The organism is Paenibacillus andongensis, assembly GCF_025369935.1.
Classification (GTDB): domain Bacteria; phylum Bacillota; class Bacilli; order Paenibacillales; family NBRC-103111; genus Paenibacillus_E; species Paenibacillus_E andongensis.
In genome coordinates this window covers 3,704,890-3,722,821 of sequence record NZ_CP104467.1, presented here as the reverse complement: position 1 = coordinate 3,722,821, position 17,932 = coordinate 3,704,890, and the positions used below count along the sequence as shown (strand labels likewise).

General features: G+C 45.6%; 14 protein-coding genes. 2 read left to right on the top strand and 12 right to left on the bottom strand.

The window, feature by feature from the left end:
• Position 1: 1 nt before the first annotated feature.
• Complete coding sequence (locus tag NYR53_RS16535; RefSeq protein WP_261306137.1) at positions 2-1,801, top strand: ABC transporter substrate-binding protein; 1,800 nt, start codon at positions 2-4, stop codon at positions 1,799-1,801.
• Here NYR53_RS16535 and NYR53_RS16530 read toward each other — a convergent pair.
• The 10 genes from NYR53_RS16530 to NYR53_RS16485 form a co-directional block, all read right to left on the bottom strand.
• A complete protein-coding gene (locus NYR53_RS16530; protein WP_261306136.1) occupies positions 1,794-3,767 on the bottom strand; it encodes an ATP-dependent DNA helicase in 1,974 nt (657 codons plus the stop codon). The genes NYR53_RS16535 and NYR53_RS16530 overlap by 8 nt on opposite strands.
• 144 nt (positions 3,768-3,911) lie before the next feature.
• Complete coding sequence (locus NYR53_RS16525; protein WP_261306135.1) at positions 3,912-4,790, bottom strand: radical SAM/SPASM domain-containing protein; 879 nt, start codon at positions 4,788-4,790, stop codon at positions 3,912-3,914.
• An 83-nt stretch (positions 4,791-4,873) separates the two neighbouring features.
• Positions 4,874-5,671 (bottom strand): lipid II flippase Amj family protein, encoded by a 798-nt coding sequence (locus NYR53_RS16520; RefSeq protein ID WP_261306134.1) that lies wholly within the window; start codon positions 5,669-5,671, stop codon positions 4,874-4,876.
• Positions 5,668-6,102: an SRPBCC domain-containing protein gene (locus NYR53_RS16515; protein ID WP_261306133.1), complete on the bottom strand. Its 435-nt coding sequence runs from the start codon at positions 6,100-6,102 to the stop codon at positions 5,668-5,670. The genes NYR53_RS16520 and NYR53_RS16515 overlap by 4 nt, the downstream gene beginning before the upstream one ends.
• A 37-nt stretch (positions 6,103-6,139) precedes the next feature.
• Positions 6,140-6,667 (bottom strand): DinB family protein, encoded by a 528-nt coding sequence (locus tag NYR53_RS16510; protein ID WP_261306132.1) that lies wholly within the window; start codon positions 6,665-6,667, stop codon positions 6,140-6,142.
• Positions 6,668-7,199: 532 nt separating this feature from the next.
• A complete protein-coding gene (gene rpiA, locus NYR53_RS16505; protein ID WP_261306398.1) occupies positions 7,200-7,871 on the bottom strand; it encodes a ribose-5-phosphate isomerase RpiA in 672 nt (223 codons plus the stop codon).
• A gap of 440 nt (positions 7,872-8,311) precedes the next feature.
• On the bottom strand, positions 8,312-10,222 hold the full coding sequence (locus NYR53_RS16500; RefSeq protein WP_261306131.1) for an ABC transporter ATP-binding protein: 1,911 nt from the start codon (positions 10,220-10,222) through the stop codon (positions 8,312-8,314).
• Complete coding sequence (locus NYR53_RS16495; RefSeq protein WP_437180153.1) at positions 10,219-11,985, bottom strand: ABC transporter ATP-binding protein; 1,767 nt, start codon at positions 11,983-11,985, stop codon at positions 10,219-10,221. The genes NYR53_RS16500 and NYR53_RS16495 overlap by 4 nt, the downstream gene beginning before the upstream one ends.
• Positions 11,986-12,031: 46 nt before the next feature.
• Positions 12,032-12,982: a magnesium/cobalt transporter CorA gene (corA, locus tag NYR53_RS16490; protein WP_261306130.1), complete on the bottom strand. Its 951-nt coding sequence runs from the start codon at positions 12,980-12,982 to the stop codon at positions 12,032-12,034.
• 124 nt (positions 12,983-13,106) lie between these two features.
• The gene (locus NYR53_RS16485; protein ID WP_261306129.1) at positions 13,107-14,549 is read right to left on the bottom strand and encodes a CoA-acylating methylmalonate-semialdehyde dehydrogenase; all 1,443 of its coding nucleotides are present in this window, start codon (positions 14,547-14,549) and stop codon (positions 13,107-13,109) included.
• Positions 14,550-14,671: 122 nt separating this feature from the next.
• Here NYR53_RS16485 and NYR53_RS16480 point away from each other — a divergent pair, with 122 nt between their 5' ends.
• Positions 14,672-16,285 (top strand): PucR family transcriptional regulator, encoded by a 1,614-nt coding sequence (locus tag NYR53_RS16480; RefSeq protein ID WP_261306128.1) that lies wholly within the window; start codon positions 14,672-14,674, stop codon positions 16,283-16,285.
• Here NYR53_RS16480 and NYR53_RS16475 read toward each other — a convergent pair.
• Positions 16,282-16,497, bottom strand: coding sequence for a hypothetical protein (locus tag NYR53_RS16475; protein WP_261306127.1), 216 nt, complete (start codon positions 16,495-16,497; stop codon positions 16,282-16,284). The two genes, NYR53_RS16480 and NYR53_RS16475, sit on opposite strands and share 4 nt — an antisense overlap.
• Positions 16,490-17,932 carry a dihydropyrimidinase gene (gene hydA, locus NYR53_RS16470; RefSeq protein ID WP_261306126.1) on the bottom strand — a complete coding sequence of 481 codons (1,443 nt, stop codon included), beginning with the start codon at positions 17,930-17,932 and terminating at the stop codon, positions 16,490-16,492. Before hydA ends, NYR53_RS16475 begins: the two co-directional genes overlap by 8 nt.

Here is a 17,932-nt window from a genome sequence, read left to right as displayed (position 1 = left end):
GGTGAAAATACGCAAGCATTATTTGACACTTCGACGCTCATTTCCCCATGTTCTTGAAGATCATCCACTTGACATAACGCTGGAAGAGCTAGCGTTGCATTTGGACTGTACACATCGCAACATGGTGCTGCTTCTTAAGCGAATGCAGCTGGACCAATGGCTCACTTGGCTGCCCAAGAAAGGCCGCGGCAATCGCTCTACCCTTATATTCCATGTGCGCAAAGAAGATATGCTTATGGAGGAAGCTAAGGAATTAGTCGCGAAACAGGATTTGCATTCTGCACTTGAACTGCTGCAAGCAGCCGAGCATGCCTCTTCCCTGCGAGAACAATTCCAAGTTTGGTTGTCAGGGCAGTTCGGCTTTCGGTCTGAGGTACAAGGCCAGCGGCGAACGGATATTTTGCGCTTTCCACTCCCTCAAACGATTCACGCCTTAGACCCTGCAGCCATTCATTATACCGGGGAATCCCATCTAGTGAATCAACTCTTCGATGGACTCGTTCGCATGGATGCCAAAGGGGATCAGATTCTTCCGCATCTGGCTCACGCATGGGATGTAGATGATTCGCGCACCCGATGGACCTTTTATTTACGCAAAGGCGTGCAGTTTCATCATGGCCATGAGATGCTGGCAAGTGATGTGAAATATTCACTCGAACGGCTTGGGCGCTTAGCGCCGCGCGGTCTTTACAGTTGGGCTTATGCGGGCATCACTGACATTACAACACCGGATGAAAGAACGGTCTGTATTCAATTGTCTGAACGTAACGAATTATTTCTAGGATTCTTAACTACTAATCGCGCTTCCATCGTTCCTGCGGATGTATGTGAAGCAGCCGGCGGACTGATGGACAAGTCGCCCGTTGGCACTGGACCTTTCCGATTAATTGGACATGAACAAGGCATTTGGATCTTAGAAGCTTTTCCTGCTTATTTTCAAGGGCGCGGGTTCTTGGATCGGGTTGAGGTGTGGACATTGCCGGAGAATGAACAGACGGAATTAACAGCGCAAAAACAGCCCTTCCAAGTCATGCACAATGTGCGAATTTCAGACATGGAAGCACAGCGTTGGCAGCAAGTACGGCAATCTGGCATGACGACAAAATTCATGACCGTGAATGAGTTGAAAGACGGACCATTAAAGAACCCATTAATTCGCGAGGCACTTCACTTAGCTTTGGATCGACTCTATTTGCTGGAACAGCTCTCTGGCGATGTCATTGAAGCGGCAAGTAGCTTCTTCTTGCAGCCACAACAAGATAAGAGTCGATCCAATCATGAAATTAGCACGACGAGACAGCCACTTGAAGTCGAACGCCTGCTTGCAGCTGCTAATTACAAGGGTAATGTATTGAAGCTGGCGACCATCCCGCAATATGAACAGGATGCGCTCCTCTTGCAGAAAATGTACGCCATGTCCGGAATCACACTGGAAATTCTGCTCATTCCTGCAGAAGAATTCAAGGGCGAGCTGCGCATGACAGCGGATCTGCTGCTTTTTGCCGTCATGCTAGACGAGCATCGCGAGCTGCGGCTCTACGATTTGTACAAGAGCATGCGGCAGCATGCTGCGCCAGAAGTGCAGACCATGCTCGATGACAGCTTGCGACAACTGCGTTCCGAGTCCGACCCGAAACGCAGAATAGCGCTGCTCGAGCAGTTGGAATCCCAGCTCAAGCAGCGCCACAGCCTGCTATTTCTATATCGAAAACATCTCAAAACCGCTTACCATCCATCGATTCGCGGCATCTCCCTCGACTCACTTGGATGGGTTCGATTTCGCGACATTTGGTTCACATAGTGTCACTCAGCGAAGTGAATGGCTCGCTCTTCAGTGTTACACCAGCGGGTAAAATACGAACAATATGATCGCGAAGCACCGCGTTATCATGCAGCTCATCATGGAAGATGGCAATTATCCCACTGTCTTCACGGGTCCTAATCAAACGTCCTATTCCCTGTCTAAGCCTTAACAGCATATAAGGAATATCCACCTCTTCGTATGGTGAGTTTGATGCTTGACGCTTCGCATTGAATACGGGATCTTGTGGAGGAAACGGCAGTGACCAGACAATGACATTGGACAACGAAGGACCCGGTATATCGAGTCCTTCCCATAAGGTGACTGCCGACAACACGCTGTGTTCATCCCCTTGGAAAGAGGCAATCAAATGGCTGATTTCTTGATCCCCTTCAAACAAGAATGTCAATTCCGAACAATCGGATCGACCTTTGATTTCCCGCTTAAACCGCTGCAGCTCCTCGTGGGTTGGGAACAGAATTAGCGCTCTTCCTTCTGTTCTTTTTAACAACTGAACCGCGGTTTCCATCTTTTCTTGAAACGTTCCGCCAGACGCCCACTTAGGTGCGATCACTTCCATCCGCTCTGCATAATCAAATGGAGAATTTACAGAGAATGATAGATACTGATCAAGGCCCAAACTATTAGCCACATAATCGAATGAACCTTCAACAGATAGAGTAGCCGATGAGAAAACGATTGGCATTTTGGAAGAAAAAACATGTTCTTTCAGCACTTCTTTCACGGTTCTCGGCATTATCACTAGGCTAAGACCTGTAATGCTTTCTGTGGCCCAACAAATGAAGGTTTGATCGTTGCGGAACAAAGCCAGCGCTTTCTGCATCATTTCCAAATGTTCTTCCACGATCTTAAGTTGGTAGTCGTTTAAAGTGAACATTTCACCTTCAAAGACAAGCTCCTCTTCAATCTCCGATAAAATATCACTTAACCGATGGATTTCTCGCAGCAATCGATCGTTGATGACAATCTGCTTGCGATCCGATCCAACAATCGGTTGACAGCAGCTTTCAAGCACTTCGAACATGAGCTCACTTTGCTCAATGGCCTGATCAATGCAGACGGCTAACGTCTCGCGTACTTCCCCTTTTAACAAACGAACCACTAATTCCTCGAACACGATATGCTTCAGCTTGTACGTTAATGCTTTCTGAGCAGCCGATTCCATCAGATGTCCTTCATCGAAAACAACCGTACAGTGATCCGGCAGCAAAGGAAGCTGGCCTTCACGCTTTCTTCCGTCGTACGTCCACACATGTTCCATATAGAAATCATGCGAGCAGATAATCAGATCCGCCGAACGTCGATACGCTTCACGAGATAACGTTTGACCGCAGCGATGGCGCTTATCACAGACGAAACAATCCTGATAGGCATCCCAACTCACTTTGCTCCATTGTTCATCATTCAAGTGTGGGTAATTTTTGCGGTCCCCATAAGCATGAAAGGTTTGCAGCGCTTCACGTGTATGAACGAAGTCAGGAAGACCTTCATGCAGCTCTCTATATAAGCCAATATCCTCATGTCCGAATCGCGCCTCATCAAGCTTGACGAGACATACGTATTGGTCAGGTGATTTGGCAAGTCGCGCATCAATAACGAGATCCAAATGACGCGATATTTTATCAATATCCCCACCAGGCTTGACCAATTGCTCTATTAAGGATTCATCCGCACAAGCGATGATAGCCGGTTTCTTCATGAAACGCGAGTAACATATCGCATACAATAAATAGACAAGCGTTTTCCCTGTACCCACTCCTGCTTCAGCAAAAATGGTCGATTTCTCAGCAAAAGCACGTTCTAATTGGAACGCCATGTAAATCTGTTCGTCACGCACCTCAAAGCCCGCTTCAGGCAAAACTTCATAAAAAATATCCGCAATCCAGTCAGAAACCTGCTGCATGAATGGCTGTGCGTGATCATATGCAAATGGATAACGTCCCACGTAATGTGCCCCCAACGAATAGAATGGAATCAAACTTGTATTATCCCACGAATGCTGTTTAAAAGCAAAGATTCACTAGAAAAAGAAACATAAGAAAAAGCCCATCCCCCAGCACACATGCTGCTAGAATGAGCTCCACTTATTTTACATGCTAAAACGTTCGCGATATCCGCACTTGCGGCATAATTCCTCGACAACTTCACGTCTGGAAAAACCCTCAAACAATCGATTCGCCCGTTCTCCCTCTACGATTTCGGAAAAAGGAGTTTGGTTGATATTGCCCAGATTAATGACCCCTTCCCCATCCAGACAACAGGGTATCACAGTGCCATCAACAAGAATGCCTGCTTGATTCCGCAGCGCGTGACAGAAGCCCGGCCCTTCAATTTCTTCTGCTTTCAAATCCGGCCACTGGAACTCATGATCCTGATTCAGATAGACACGATCAGCCAGCTTAACACCCGTGCCGCGAACGAATTTCTCATCGATTTTGTAATCCAGTTCGAACTCTTTCTCGAGCAATTCCAGCACTTCACGGTTTAGCTGCCGTTCTTGATTCGTCTGATTGTCCGTATCCAGATTCCATAAACGGAATGAGATAATCACATTGGACTTGGCGACGATTTCCTTAGCAAATCGCAGGATACTCGTGACATATCCTTCTTTATCCTCAGATCCTTCGTGGCCATCAAAGCTGTGCAAGGAGAAATTCATTTGGCGCAGCGCCGGTTTATCCAGCAGCTTGTGTCTATTTTTGTTAATCAGCGTACCGTTGGTTGTGATATTCACCTTGAAGCCTTTCTCATGGCTCAAATCCAGCAGTTCGTCAATCTTCGGATGCAGCAAAGGCTCCCCTTTGACATGCAAATAAATGTGATCCGTGTGGGGCTTTATTTGATCTAATATATGGGTAAAGGTATCGATTTCAATAAAATTAGCTTGGCGCTTCGTCTGTGGGCAGAAAGTACAGGCCAAGTTACAAACACTTGTAATTTCGATATAAAATTTCTTGAACTTCTTCATTCTATGGCTCCGTTTCTAGCTGCGCTCCTATGATATTTGCTATTATACCAAGCAAGCGCTGTGAAGGAAAGGAAATCGAACAATTAGAAGATCCATTTGACCACCCATCCAATAAAATGAGCAGATGGAATAAGGAAAACTTGCGCTAGCAGTGTTCCCAGAAATCGAGATGTCATGAGCAGCGCATAGATCTTGCCAAGCTGTCTACGCTGCGATTCGTCATGCAATGCTTTGTCCGTGATAAGACCTAACTGCGGATCTATGAATATGGTAAGCAAAATAGTAGCAATACCGTTAATAAGTCCAGATGCTTGCGACGCTGTCGTTGCAAATTCAGGCAATAAATGCGCGGCATATAAGGAAGAAAGCACACCCACCGAATAGAAAGCTGTCACAATTATATTAATCAAAAGAAATCGCTTTGGAATCCCCAAATAACGGAATTGGCTAAGCAGCTTGACATTCGGCTTTTTCAAATATTTTTTCGTGTTCTTCAACTGTGTCACCGTTACACTCGATATGAGTTTTGGAATCGAACCAGCGACTTCCAAACGGGAAATGACTCGAACACTGAGATTGATAAAAGACGGGAATAAAGCAATCGCAATCAGTGTCCCAATCGACGAGGCGAATAAAATGATTCGCAAATAGCGCTCCAAATCGAAGGTCGATTCGATCTTCGCAAAATCAACGAATTTCGCAGTCATTGGCGCCTGAATCAAATTCGCAGTACGAGATACAAGGACGACAATGCCGACTAAAGAAAGTGCCACGGCCAGCTTGTTCACTCGCACTCCAGCGTACCGAATCGAGTATGACAACGTTTCCGCTGTATGGATAATCATCGTCAGAATGAAAACTAGTATGAGCGTGTTCGTCATCGTATGGACTTATCCTCAGAAATGGCTAATAACCCGCTGATGACCTCTTCCCAATGTACTTTCATAGCTTCTCTCTGCTCCGCAGTGTCCAGCTTCTCTTGATGGAAGCTAATCGTCGTTTTTCCTGGACTAGCGGCAGGCAGCAGACGAATTTGAAGTGTTGACGAATTCGGGAAGCCCGCAGGCTGCCAACTCAATCGAAGCTGTTCCTGCGGCTTTACCACACGAAATTCCCCCGTCGTTCCTTCTTGCGTCGCGAATTTGTGACCCTTCACGATCTGGGCTGACGGTGCATCGCCTAACCAAAGCTTTCGCCCTCTTGTTGAAGTCAACAACTCCCAAGTTTCCTCTTGAAAAAAGGGTAGTGTACGTCTAACACCAATTTGAAAGCCTACCGAAGCGGTCAGACCGACTGGTTTATTGGTATTCATCTCTTCTAGCCTCCTAACAGGGTAAAATTTATTGATTTTATACCGGAAGTCGTTTTCTCATCCAACGAATCTGTCCCCGATGATTAATCTCATCCTCAAACACGTGGTACCACATGAAATAATGATTGGCTGGCTGGTTCTGCCAGAATGGATACTCCTCATATAACCAATCGTCTGTCTTCGTCTTGAAAACTTCATACGTTTTGCTGCGCACCTCGCTCAAGATATTGAGATAATAGTCAAGGTTATTTCCCTTTATTTGGGCTCTACCTTGATCACCAAGATCAAGGGCTGCTCCCCAGATCTTCATTTCTTCCTCGTTCAAGTCACGGTGCTCGAATGTCTCCAACTGATAAGCAACCTCGACAGCTGCGAAATGCAGCAGCAAAGAGCCGATCGAGTTGCTTGTCGCGTCGATTGTGTAGTCTAATTGCTCAATTGTGAGTCCTTCCACACTTCTCAGCGTCGTACTTCTCGCGTAATTCATCATTGACATCAGCCTACTGATTTGAGGAGTATAGCCTGGTATATCTGTGATTAAGAGAAGATTTGGCGAATCATGCATATGTACTTTCGCTCCTTGTTTAATTGTCAGGATTATCTTAAATAGATTCGTTCTTTTGGTAGATTTTCCCTTCTTGCGCATAAAACGACTCTATGAAACTTCCGTTCGGTGATTTCCATTAGTCTAAATTCTAAAGAAATTGCTTCTTCCATAATAGCAAGAACAAGATCAAGATCAAGATCAAGATCAAGATCAAGATCAACTACAAGAACAACTACAAGAACAACTACTACACTTAGCCTCTGACAGTGCCAAGCTATAGTTCCAAGCTTCAATTTCTAAGACCAGATCCCAGTTCCCAGTCCCCGTAAGACCACTCAAACAATATTTGCTGTAAAACATACAGTTAATTTTTCTTCAATTACTCTACTCTCATGAATTACATGCATTTCCTACATCAAATTCAACCGAAAAGCTCAGTTTGAGCCTTTGATGAGGAAATTAGCTGCACATTTTGCAGGTAATCCCCTCCAAATAACGTTCAACGCCTAATTTTGATGCACAAAATGCATGTTGTGATTTCATTCCTCCCTCATGGTTGGACAATAATCATAACTTTTCCATCGTTATATCCAATGATTAATGAACTGACCATGCGAGTAAATAAGCCATTATCAACAACACCTGGAATCAAGTTAATTTGTTTATTTAGCTCTGTTGGCTCTACTATTTTTTCAAAGTTACAATCTACGATTATGTTGCCATTATCCGAAATATACTCCTTATCGTTACTCATTCGTATCCTTGTGCTACACCCTAGTTCCTTTAATTTATTTATCGTTAAATTCACAGCAAAAGGGACGATTTCGACCGGTAATGGAAATTCGCCTAAATGTTCTACTCGTTTTGATTCATCTACAATGACGAAAAATCTCTTACTATTACTTGCTAATATCTTCTCTCTGACCAATGCGCCGCCTCCGCCCTTGATTAAGTTTAAATGCGTATCAACCTCATCAGCACCATCAATTGTTAGGTCTATTACATCTACTTCTGAAAAAGGTACTATAGGAATTCCTAATTTGTTTGCCAAATCTTCCGAGTCTTTAGAACTCGCTACGGCCCGTATACGAAGTCCTTCCTGTATTCTTTGAGCAATTTTTTGGATTGCCCAATAGGCTGTTGATCCAGTGCCTAATCCTACTACCATGCCATCCTCAATAAATTCAACAGCTTTCTCAGCTGCTAATTGTTTGGGGTTCATCATTTTCTATTTTCACTCCCTAAATTTGCTTTTGAATATTAATTTTGCCCTTAACCTAACTGAATTACAATCTTTGTCCTATGGAAAAGGAGTTCATATATGTTCGTGAAACCCGCACAATTTTCCTTTATATAAATAAAAAAAGGAGCTGTCTCAAGTCTATTTGGAACATTCAGCCCTACTTCATGCATTTCACTTGTCTACCTGCTACCTGCTACTTCCATTGGAGTTAATCCAGCGGAAATAGCGATTTGGCGCCAATTCGATTGGAGTTATTCCAATAGAACCACGAATTTCGAATGCTGAGAGTCGATTCCATTGGAAAAACCCAATGGAAGTATGGTTTTCGCTTAGAATACCGATTCGAATGTCCGATAAACTTTAAGGGGCTGTCCACAAGTAGATTTATCTACTTACGGGACAGCCCCTCTACTTTTTCATTAGGTATGCCGCTCATCGCCATACCACAGTTCCCGGAACGTCGCGCTCTGCCGAAGCAGTTCGTCCGAGTTTCCTTCAGCCTCAATGCGGCCTTCCTTCATCACAATGATGTGGTCCGCCCGCGTGAGCGCCGTTTTGCGGTGGGATACGACCAGACAGGTCGCGTCGCTTCGACGCTGGAACATCCGCTCCCACAGCTTCTGTTCCGTCTCGACGTCAAGCGCGCTTGACAAGTCGTCGAAGACATACAGCTCGGCGTCGCGCACGAGCATGCGCGCTGCAGCCGTCCGCTGCGCTTGCCCGCCGGAGAGCTTCACCCCACGCGGACCGATGACGGTGTCCAGCCCGCCTGGCAGCTGCGCGACGTCGAACTCCATCACCGCCGCGTGTAAAGCCAACTGCAAGCTATCGCCTTGCTCCGCTTGCCCGAGCAAAATATTGTTGCGCAGCGTATCGCTGTATAGCCGCGGCACCTGCGCGGTATATGCGCTCCGCGGCGGTGTAAAGAATGTGCCCGGATCATCGACGGGCACGCCGTTCCACGCAATCGTTCCCTCTCCCTTGGGCAGCAGCCCAAGGAGCGAGCGAACAAGCGTGGTCTTGCCCGAACCAATCGTTCCCGTAATCACGGTGAACGATCCTCTTTTCAAGCTGAAGTGAATGTCCGAGATCCCTCTGCCTGTATCCGAGTAAGCGTAGCTCAGTCCATTCACATCAAGCCGCTGCAGCGAGGCCGCTATCTGGTTTTCATCTTTGATGTGTCCTTGCCCTATATTCACTCCACTGGCACTTACTCTCTCGAGTCCTCGCGCTACCTTTTCACTTCCCTCACGATCATCCCCACTCTGACGCTCACTCTCTCTCCCATTCTGAGCCAAAGGGATAGCGGACACAGCAGCCTCTGCAACTTTACTCTCCGCCTTCAAATGCAGTGAATTAACCATCGTAAGAACCTTCGCTGAAGCCCCCTGTAAAAGAAACGTCAATCGCTCGAGCGACACACTCATCTGCTTAAAATATGTAATAAATTTACCCACGTTTGTAATAAACTGCGTAACAAAAGTTAAATAGTACACGAACAAAGCGAAATCTCCGACGGTAAACGTCCCAGCTCTCATTTTCGTTCCAGCCAGCAATAAGATAAGTCCCGTTCCCAAATTAACCGAGTTAGAAAACACCGAATCCAGCAGTTCACCCATAAGCCGATCCTTCAGCATAGCTTTCCTACGATCGTCACCGAAGCTGCTGAACCGAGCGATCACTCGTTTCTCCGCACCTGCGACTTGAATCGCCTGCACATTGCCGAACATTTCGCTGATCTCTCCCGTTACCTTGGAGGTCGCTTCGCGGCTAGCTGCGCGATATTTCTGTAAGCGTACCGTCGCCAACTGTGCAGCCGTAATCACGAGAACGATTGGCATAAACACAAGCAGCGTCATTTGAGCATCAATCCGAATCAGGATATAGCCCGATACGAGGGCAAAACAAGTCATTCCGAACACATCGACCGACCAGCTTGCTGCCTCTTCCGATTGATCGACATCATCTCGGAAATGACTGATCGCTTCCCCCGGAGAAACGGGAATGGCCTGTGCCCCTGGCTGCTTTAATACATGCTCAAGCAGATTTCGTCTAAGCAGCATCCCCATACGAAAGCGAAAATTAACATCCGTAATGAAACCAATAATAATCAGCATGATGCGTCCTAAGGCCGCAGCCATCAACAATGCGATCAATCCCCATACACCGTAACCTAGCGCCGATGTACCTGTCAGCGAATCAAAAAACTCTTTCGTTATAAGTCCAGGCGCAATTGGCGCCAAATAAATAACGGTCCAAGCAATAGCGTTAATCAGATACCGTATGGGTCGGTACATGATAAGCCGCCACAAATAATGATACGTATTCATGCCAATACCTCCTCTAAGCCTGTGGCCAGTAATTGGCTAAAGCGAGAATTCGGATCTGCGGCCAGATGCTCTCTTTTTCCCGATTCCAAGACTCGCCCATTATCCAGAATAAGAATATGATCCGCTCGTTGAACGGTAGTGAGACGGTGCGCAATCATGATACAGGACCGCTGTGTCAACAGCTTAGAAACCGCTTTTTCCATACGCTGCTCGGTCAGCGGGTCAAGTCTTGAAGAAGCTTCATCCATAATCACAAGTCCGGGGTTCGTTAAGAAAACACGTGCAAAGGCTAGCAGTTGCGCTTCCCCGGCAGATAGGCTTCCTCCACCTGAGGCTAAACCTGTATCGAGTCCTTCAGGCATGGCTTCATACCACGCGCCGAGTCCAAGCTCCTTGAGTACTTCAATAATTTGTTCGTCCGTGATCGAATCGTCGTAGAAAGTTAGGTTATCTCGAATGGTCCCTTGCATAATTTCAATATTTTGCGTCACCAGGGCTACACGTTTACGAAGATCAACTAATTTACAGCTTCGGATATCCGTCCCACCAAGCGCGATACTTCCATTTTGAGGATCGTAAAAGCGAAGCAGCAATCTGGCCATCGTTGATTTTCCGCTCCCCGTGCGGCCAAGGAGTCCTAGGACTTCTCCAGGTTTCAGTGTCAGATTTAGCCCCTCAATCGTAGGCTGATCCCCATCATAACTAAACGTGACATCACGGAACTCAACACTAAGCGGTCCTTCCGGTAACGGTGCTCCGGGTCCATCCTTGATCTCGGACTGGATGGCGAACAGCTCGCGAATACGTGAGATACTGGCGTCTGCTTTTTGCAAATCTTCCATTTGCGTACGAATCTTCTCAATCGGCTTGGCTAATAATTCCGTATAGAAGAAAATCAGATACACAGTACCTAGAGAAATATGCTGGGTATGCCACAGATAAGCGCTAATGCCAAACGCCATGGCGTTGCCAAGCGCAAAAACGAAAATAGACATGTTCCACATCGCACAGAAACCGAGAAAGGCTTTGACCCGAAGCGGCAGCATTTTTCTGAGCATGGTATAGAAACGATTCATCACGAACCCAACAGCACCATTGGCACGAATATCTTCAGTACCTTCCAGATGCTCACCAATAAAACCATAAAACTCCGCATTCGCCTGCCGCCATCCCGCCCAAACTGGAACAGCAAATTTACGGATCCACTGAATCATAAAGACCGCAAAAACGACGAAAAAGGCCAGCCCCGCGCCAATCAACCAATTTTCTCGAAGCAGCAAAATAATAATACCAGCCATCAACAGCAGATTACCTAATAAATGAATGATCATGCTTGAGAAGAAATTGGCCAACGCATTGACATCCCCATCTACGCGCTCTATGAGCAAACCGGATGTATGCGATTTATGGAAAGACATATCCAGTGATAGGCAATGAGCGGCCAGATCCACTCGCAGTTTATTCGTTGTTTTCCACCCTACATTTTCACTAAAATAGGTAGCAATGACCGAAACCAGCTGCTGAACAAGCGCGAAGCCAATAAACATAATCGCTGCTGTGATCAGTGGCTGCATCGCCCCTTGCGTTTGAGCGGTATCGATAAAATAGCGAATAATTTGCGGATTTATGAGCTGAAGACCAATAGATGCGAATAAGAGCATCGTCAAGACAATGAGCGTACTCTTTTGCGGGAACAAATATCGGCTAAGCAGCTCCGTATATTGCCCCATCGTGTTATGCTTTTTTTGTTTATGTTTCATCATGGAAGCGTCCTCCACTGATAATTAATGACATTAATATTTAATGCTACTAATCAAACCATTTCTTTTTTCTGAATAACAAGTACATACCGAAACCAATGCCGAACATGATAAATAGAACAGTGAAATACCCCCAACGCCAAGTAAGTTCCGGCATATTTTGAAAATTCATTCCGTATATCCCAGCAATAAATGTAAGAGGCATGAAAATGGTCGTAATCACCGTTAAAGTCTTCATAATCGTATTCATCCGATAGGAATTTATGGAAACATAACTATCTCGTATATCCGCAGTTAAATCTCGGTTGGAGTCAATAATTTCGGAGAGCTTTAGCAAATGATCGTAGATGTCTGTAAAATAGACGACATGTTCTTTAAGACCTTCAATTTTTTCGGTATTAATAACACGGTAAAGAAGATCCCTCATAGGTACAATTGTCTTTCTAATCTTTAATAGCTTAGCTCTTATTTCAAATATTTCATTCATTAAGATATGAACCGGAACACTTTTACCTCTTACTTCGATTTCATCTAACTGATCTTCGATTTGATATAGACTCGGGAAATATTCATCTACCAGCTTATCTATAATTAAATAGGCCGTGTATATGATGCCTTTCTCACAAAACTTTTGTTGGTCTGCCATCCGATGCCATGCCTCATCAATTTCCTTAGACGGTGAATAATGAAAGGTAACTATGAAGTTGGTGCCCCAGAACAAGTCCACCTCTTCCGCAGCTAACGTTTCAGGATGCAAAGCATGAAGGACAAAAAAATGAGTATCCTCATAGTGATCTAGTTTAGGTCGCTGTAGATGATGATAGCAATCTTCTATAGCCAGTGGATGAAATTGAAAGTGCTTCTGTAAGAGTAAGGCCTCCTCCTTGGAAGGCGCATTGAAATCAACCCAGTATCGATCTATCTTTGCATGTTTAAGATCGTCTAATGAGGAGATATGGATAATCTCCTGTTCTTCGTTAACAGCCAATATTCGAATCAATTGTGTCTCCCCCTTAATTCCTTATTCTTAAACCTACATCAACGATTAAAGCTTGTCCATACACGACGGCAAAAAAGCCGCAATCGCTCGCGGCCCTCATTCCCCTATTTTTTAAAAAATAATTTCAAAAATAACGTGATGTTATCATCTTTTTCTTCGTATAAAATTCTACACCATCTTTGCCATTTGCATGCAAATCCCCATAGAAGGAGTCTTTCCAGCCGGAGAATGGGAAAAAGGCCATCGGTGCCGGTACGCCAACGTTTACGCCAAGCATTCCCGCTTCCACTTCTTCTCGGAATTTGCGTACGGCTTTGGCATTTTCCGTATAGATAACGGCTGAGTTGCCGAATCGCGATTGATTCACAAGGAGCAGCGCTTCGTCCAGATCCTCGGCACGGAACAGGGATAAGACCGGCCCAAATATTTCCTCTTTCGCAATCGTCATATTCGGTTTCACATGATCAAATACCGTAGCTCCAAGGAAAAATCCTTCAGCCGAACAAGCCTCCGCACGTCTTCCATCTAATAAAAGCTCCGCTCCCTCTTCTATCCCTTTGTCAATAAAAGCTTCAATCCTAGTGCGCTGCTCGCTTCGAATGATCGGCGTGAGTGTTACTTCTTCCTTCATCCCATTGCCAATTACCATATTACGTGCTGCTTGATGAAGCTTATTTACGAAATTCTCCCCATCGCCAACAACCACAACAGCTGAGCATGCCATGCATCTCTCCCCCGCGCTGCCAAAGGAAGACATGATAATATTCTCAACCGATTTTTCAACATGGGCATCGGGCATCACGATATGATAATTTTTGGCCCCTGCTAACGCTTGCACACGTTTACCAGCGGAAGAAGCCTTCTCATAGACATATTTCGCAACAGGCTGCGAGCCTACGAATGAGATAGCTTTTACGGCGGGTATAGTTGTTAAGGCATTGACGACATCATGTGCACCATGGACGACATTCAATACTCCATCAGGTAGACCCGCTTCTTGAAAAAGTGCCGCTAATTTCATAGCAGTCAGCGGTGTTCGCTCTGATGGCTTTAACACGAACGTGTTTCCACAAGCAATGGCTAAGGGAAACATCCAGCATGGCACCATCATCGGAAAATTAAAGGGGGTTATTCCCCCAACCACGCCAAGCGGAACTCGAAATAACTCAGAATCCATATCTGCGGATATATTAGCCAATGTCGATCCCATTATATGCGAAGGCGTTCCTGCTGCAAATTCTACGCATTCGATCCCACGGAGCACCTCACCTAACGCTTCTTTATAGCTTTTACCGTTCTCAGACGTGATGAGCTCTGCAAGTTCTTGTTCATGTTCCTGCAATAACTGCCAGAAGTGAAACAATACTCTTGCTCGTTTGGGTACGGGTGTTCTGCTCCATGATTCGAATGCGGTTTGTGCTGCAAAGACAGCCGCTTCCACGTCTTCAGATGAAGAAAGCGGCACACGAGCGATGATATCTCCTGTTGCCGGATTCATCACATCACTCATTGAACTGTTTTCTGAATCGATCCAAACGCCATTAATGAAATTTTGTAAGAGTTTCATATTCGTTCATCTCCTGGTAGGAAGAATTTTTCCCAAAAGTCTCTGAACACATTGTATAATAGGTGAAATTACAATTTCGCTATGTCACGTCAACTTTCCTTACATGAAGGTGGTGAGCTCGCTTGGTACAGACACTTTTACAATTAACAGTGAAAGATATTTTGCAGAGACCGCTATTTCACAAAGCAGAAGCCATCGCAAGTGAGGAAGCTTTGAACCGAAAGGTACGTTGGGTACATATCATGGAAGTGACCCAGGTCGGCCATCTTCTCAATGGAAACGAGCTTATTCTAAGCACAGGCATTGGTTGGCATGATAACGAGGAGCTAAGTCTTTCCTTTTTGCAGCAGTTGATCGACAGTGGTGCTTCAGGGTTATGTATCGAGCTCGGCATATATACGAAACAGCCGCTTGAACGGATGAAGAAGCTAGCCACCCAAGAGAACTTTCCACTTATCTTTTTCCACGAAGAAGTACGATATATCGACATCACGCAGGATCTACACACCTTCTTCATCCATCAGCATCACAAAATGGTGTCAGACCTGGAATCCCTCTCAACCCAGCTGAATCAGTTACTCCTCTCGGGGAAAGGATTGCAAGCCCTCTTAAAGATGCTGCATCAAACAACCCACTCACAAGTCGCCTTCTTTCCTTTCGGCGCGGAGGCGCAGTTCGTCCCTGCCATGCCGAAAACGAAGGCCGATGCCTTTTATGAGAAATGGATTTATGGCGAGATCTTTCAACTTCCTAATGCCAAAAACAAACTGGCCCATCGACCTATTTTAGCCTTGGAACATTTGTTCGCAGACTTACTTTTATATGCCGATCAAGAACTCAGTGAATTTCAAATCCTTGCTTTAGACAGGTTCGCAACGGCTATTGCACAAGAAATGATGCGCACGAAATATATGGAGGAGAAAACGCGGTACAAACAGAATCTCTGGGTCACTGATTGGCTGAACGGTAAACATACAGGGCAAGAAATTCGCGATTATATGTTCTCCATCAAACCCACCATGAAGCTGAACCAAACCATCGTCTGTCTATTTGACATCGTCCCAACAGCCGAAACTTCCAAGGACTATGAAGACCTCCTTTTACAGAAGCAGATGATTGCCCGCGCCCTTTTCGAAGGTGAAGGTTTCTATCTCATGCCAAGCGTCATACAGGATCAAATCGTATTCATCCTTCTTGACCAATTGCCTGCCATACCATGCAATGAACGAATCTCCAGAGCCATACAAAGACTTCAAAAATCAGAGACTAATCAGGAAACAACCTTACTCTCCCCTTGGTTCGGTATCGGAAAACCATTAAGTGACCCAACTCGCGTTAAGGAAAGCTATGAGACCGCTCAAGAAACGATTGAGATACAGAAAGATACCGGTATGCTTACAAGTCCTTTCTATCATGATCAGCATGTGAACAAAGTGATACTAAAAATGAAACATACCGGTCAGCTGGAGTCATTCATTGATGAATATCTCGGAAAAATAATTCATTATGATCGGGAGAAAAATGGACAGCTTCTGAAGACATTGAAAGTTTATTTAGCGCTATGCGGATCCAAACAAGATACTGCCAAGGAGCTGTTTATCGTCCGGCAAACCCTGTACCATCGTCTGTACAAAATAGCAGCGCTGCTTGGTGAAGATTACATGCATCCACACAAGAGGATTGCCATTGAACTGGCCCTACACGGCTACGAATACATACATGGCGCGATCGTTTAAGCTTGCGTTTGTTCTTGCTTAAGGAGCAAGGACACATAATACTTCCTAGCACTGGCCGTCTTTAGATGGAGATTCGCCGTTTCACCGCCGGGATGTTCGAGATCGAGCCACGCTCCCTCCAGATCTTCCTTCACCCCGACGATTCTGAACTTCTGAGCCACAAAGTCATCCAATTTCTGCTTCTCTAGCTTAAATTGCACATACTCAGACATGTGTGGCTCCCCCTTTAACAACTTCTTCTTGCTTCGTCTTTTCATCACGTGAGGCTGAATGGTAAATGCCTCGTTTCACGAATTGGCCACTACCTGCCGTACCTACGAATTGTTTATTCCGAATCACATATTCGCCTCGAGACAGTACAGTGACAGGCTCCCCAGTGATCACGATCCCTTCAAATGGATTGTAATCCACATTCATATGGTGGGTTTCAGCTGAGATCGTCCGAGTTACGTTCGGATCAAAGATAACAATATCCGCATCGCATCCAACGGCGATGGTCCCTTTTTGGGGAAATAAGCCAAAAAGCTTCGCAATTCGCGTAGACACGATATCTACGAACTGATTCAGTGTGATGCGGCCCTTCATTACGCCTTCTGAATACAGGATGGAGAATCGATCTTCAATGCAAGGTCCTCCATTCGGAATTTTGCTAAAATCGCCAAGTCCCAAGTCTTTTTGCCCATTGAAATTAAATGAACAGTGATCAGATCCGAGCGTCTGCAGCTGTCCATTTTTCAATGCGGTCCACAGAGCCTCTTGGTGATGCTGCGGGCGCAGCGGAGGCGACCATACATATTTTGCCCCTTCGAAGTTCGGCTTTTCCAAGTAGGTCTGATCCAGCATCAAGTACTGCGGGCACGTTTCCCCCCAGATATCAACGCCTTGATTCCGCGCTTCGGCAATCTGCTGAACGGCTTCTTCGCACGTCACATGAACGACATAGAGCTGAGAACCAGCCAATGCAGTAAGCTTAGCCGCACGCCCTGTCGCTTCTCCTTCAATTAAGGATGGACGCGTTAATGCATGGTAAATCGGATCTGTATTTCCCGCTTCCAACGCTTCTTTAATCAAATATTCAATCACATCGCCGTTCTCTGCGTGTACCATGACAAGAGCTCCGTGCCGTTTTGCCTCGAGCAGTGTCCGATACAGCGTGCCGTCGTCGGCTTGGAACACATTTTTATAAGCCATAAACACTTTGAGCGAGGTGATCCCTTCATCGTGAATCATTTTCGGCAGCTCTGCCAGTACCTCATCGTTGATTTCCGCAATCATTAAATGAAATCCATAGTCGATGACGGCTTTGCCTGCGGCTTTTTGATGCCAAGTTTGAACAGACTGACTTAGCGGTTTTCCTTTGTTCGTTAAACAAAAATCAATGATCGTTGTCGTCCCACCGAAAGCGGCCGCTCTCGTGCCTGTTTCGAAATCATCGGCTGTAACCGTGCCGCCAAAAGGCATGTCAAGATGGGTATGCGGATCAATACCGCCTGGGAACACGTAATGACCTGCGGCATCGACAATTTCTGCCCCTTCCTTGGAGAGGTTCAAACCTATTTGCGTAATGATCCCGTTCTCGATAAGGACGTCCGCTTGGTACTGGTCAACAGACGTCACGATCGTTCCGTTCTTAATGAGCTTGGACAT

What these genes read in the sequence shown, in the direction of transcription:
- NYR53_RS16520 (WP_261306134.1), bottom strand. Translation starts at nt 5,671, where the DNA reads ATGACGAACACGCTCATACTAGTTTTCATTCTGACGATGATTATCCAT.
- NYR53_RS16515 (WP_261306133.1), bottom strand. Translation starts at nt 6,102, where the DNA reads ATGAATACCAATAAACCAGTCGGTCTGACCGCTTCGGTAGGCTTTCAA.
- NYR53_RS16475 (WP_261306127.1), bottom strand. Translation starts at nt 16,497, where the DNA reads ATGTCTGAGTATGTGCAATTTAAGCTAGAGAAGCAGAAATTGGATGAC.
- NYR53_RS16500 (WP_261306131.1), bottom strand. Translation starts at nt 10,222, where the DNA reads ATGAATACGTATCATTATTTGTGGCGGCTTATCATGTACCGACCCATA.
- NYR53_RS16510 (WP_261306132.1), bottom strand. Translation starts at nt 6,667, where the DNA reads ATGCATGATTCGCCAAATCTTCTCTTAATCACAGATATACCAGGCTAT.
- NYR53_RS16525 (WP_261306135.1), bottom strand. Translation starts at nt 4,790, where the DNA reads ATGAAGAAGTTCAAGAAATTTTATATCGAAATTACAAGTGTTTGTAAC.
- rpiA (WP_261306398.1), bottom strand. Translation starts at nt 7,871, where the DNA reads ATGAACCCCAAACAATTAGCAGCTGAGAAAGCTGTTGAATTTATTGAG.
- NYR53_RS16485 (WP_261306129.1), bottom strand. Translation starts at nt 14,549, where the DNA reads ATGAAACTCTTACAAAATTTCATTAATGGCGTTTGGATCGATTCAGAA.
- hydA (WP_261306126.1), bottom strand. Translation starts at nt 17,932, where the DNA reads ATGTCCAAGCTCATTAAGAACGGAACGATCGTGACGTCTGTTGACCAG.
- NYR53_RS16495 (WP_437180153.1), bottom strand. Translation starts at nt 11,985, where the DNA reads ATGATGAAACATAAACAAAAAAAGCATAACACGATGGGGCAATATACG.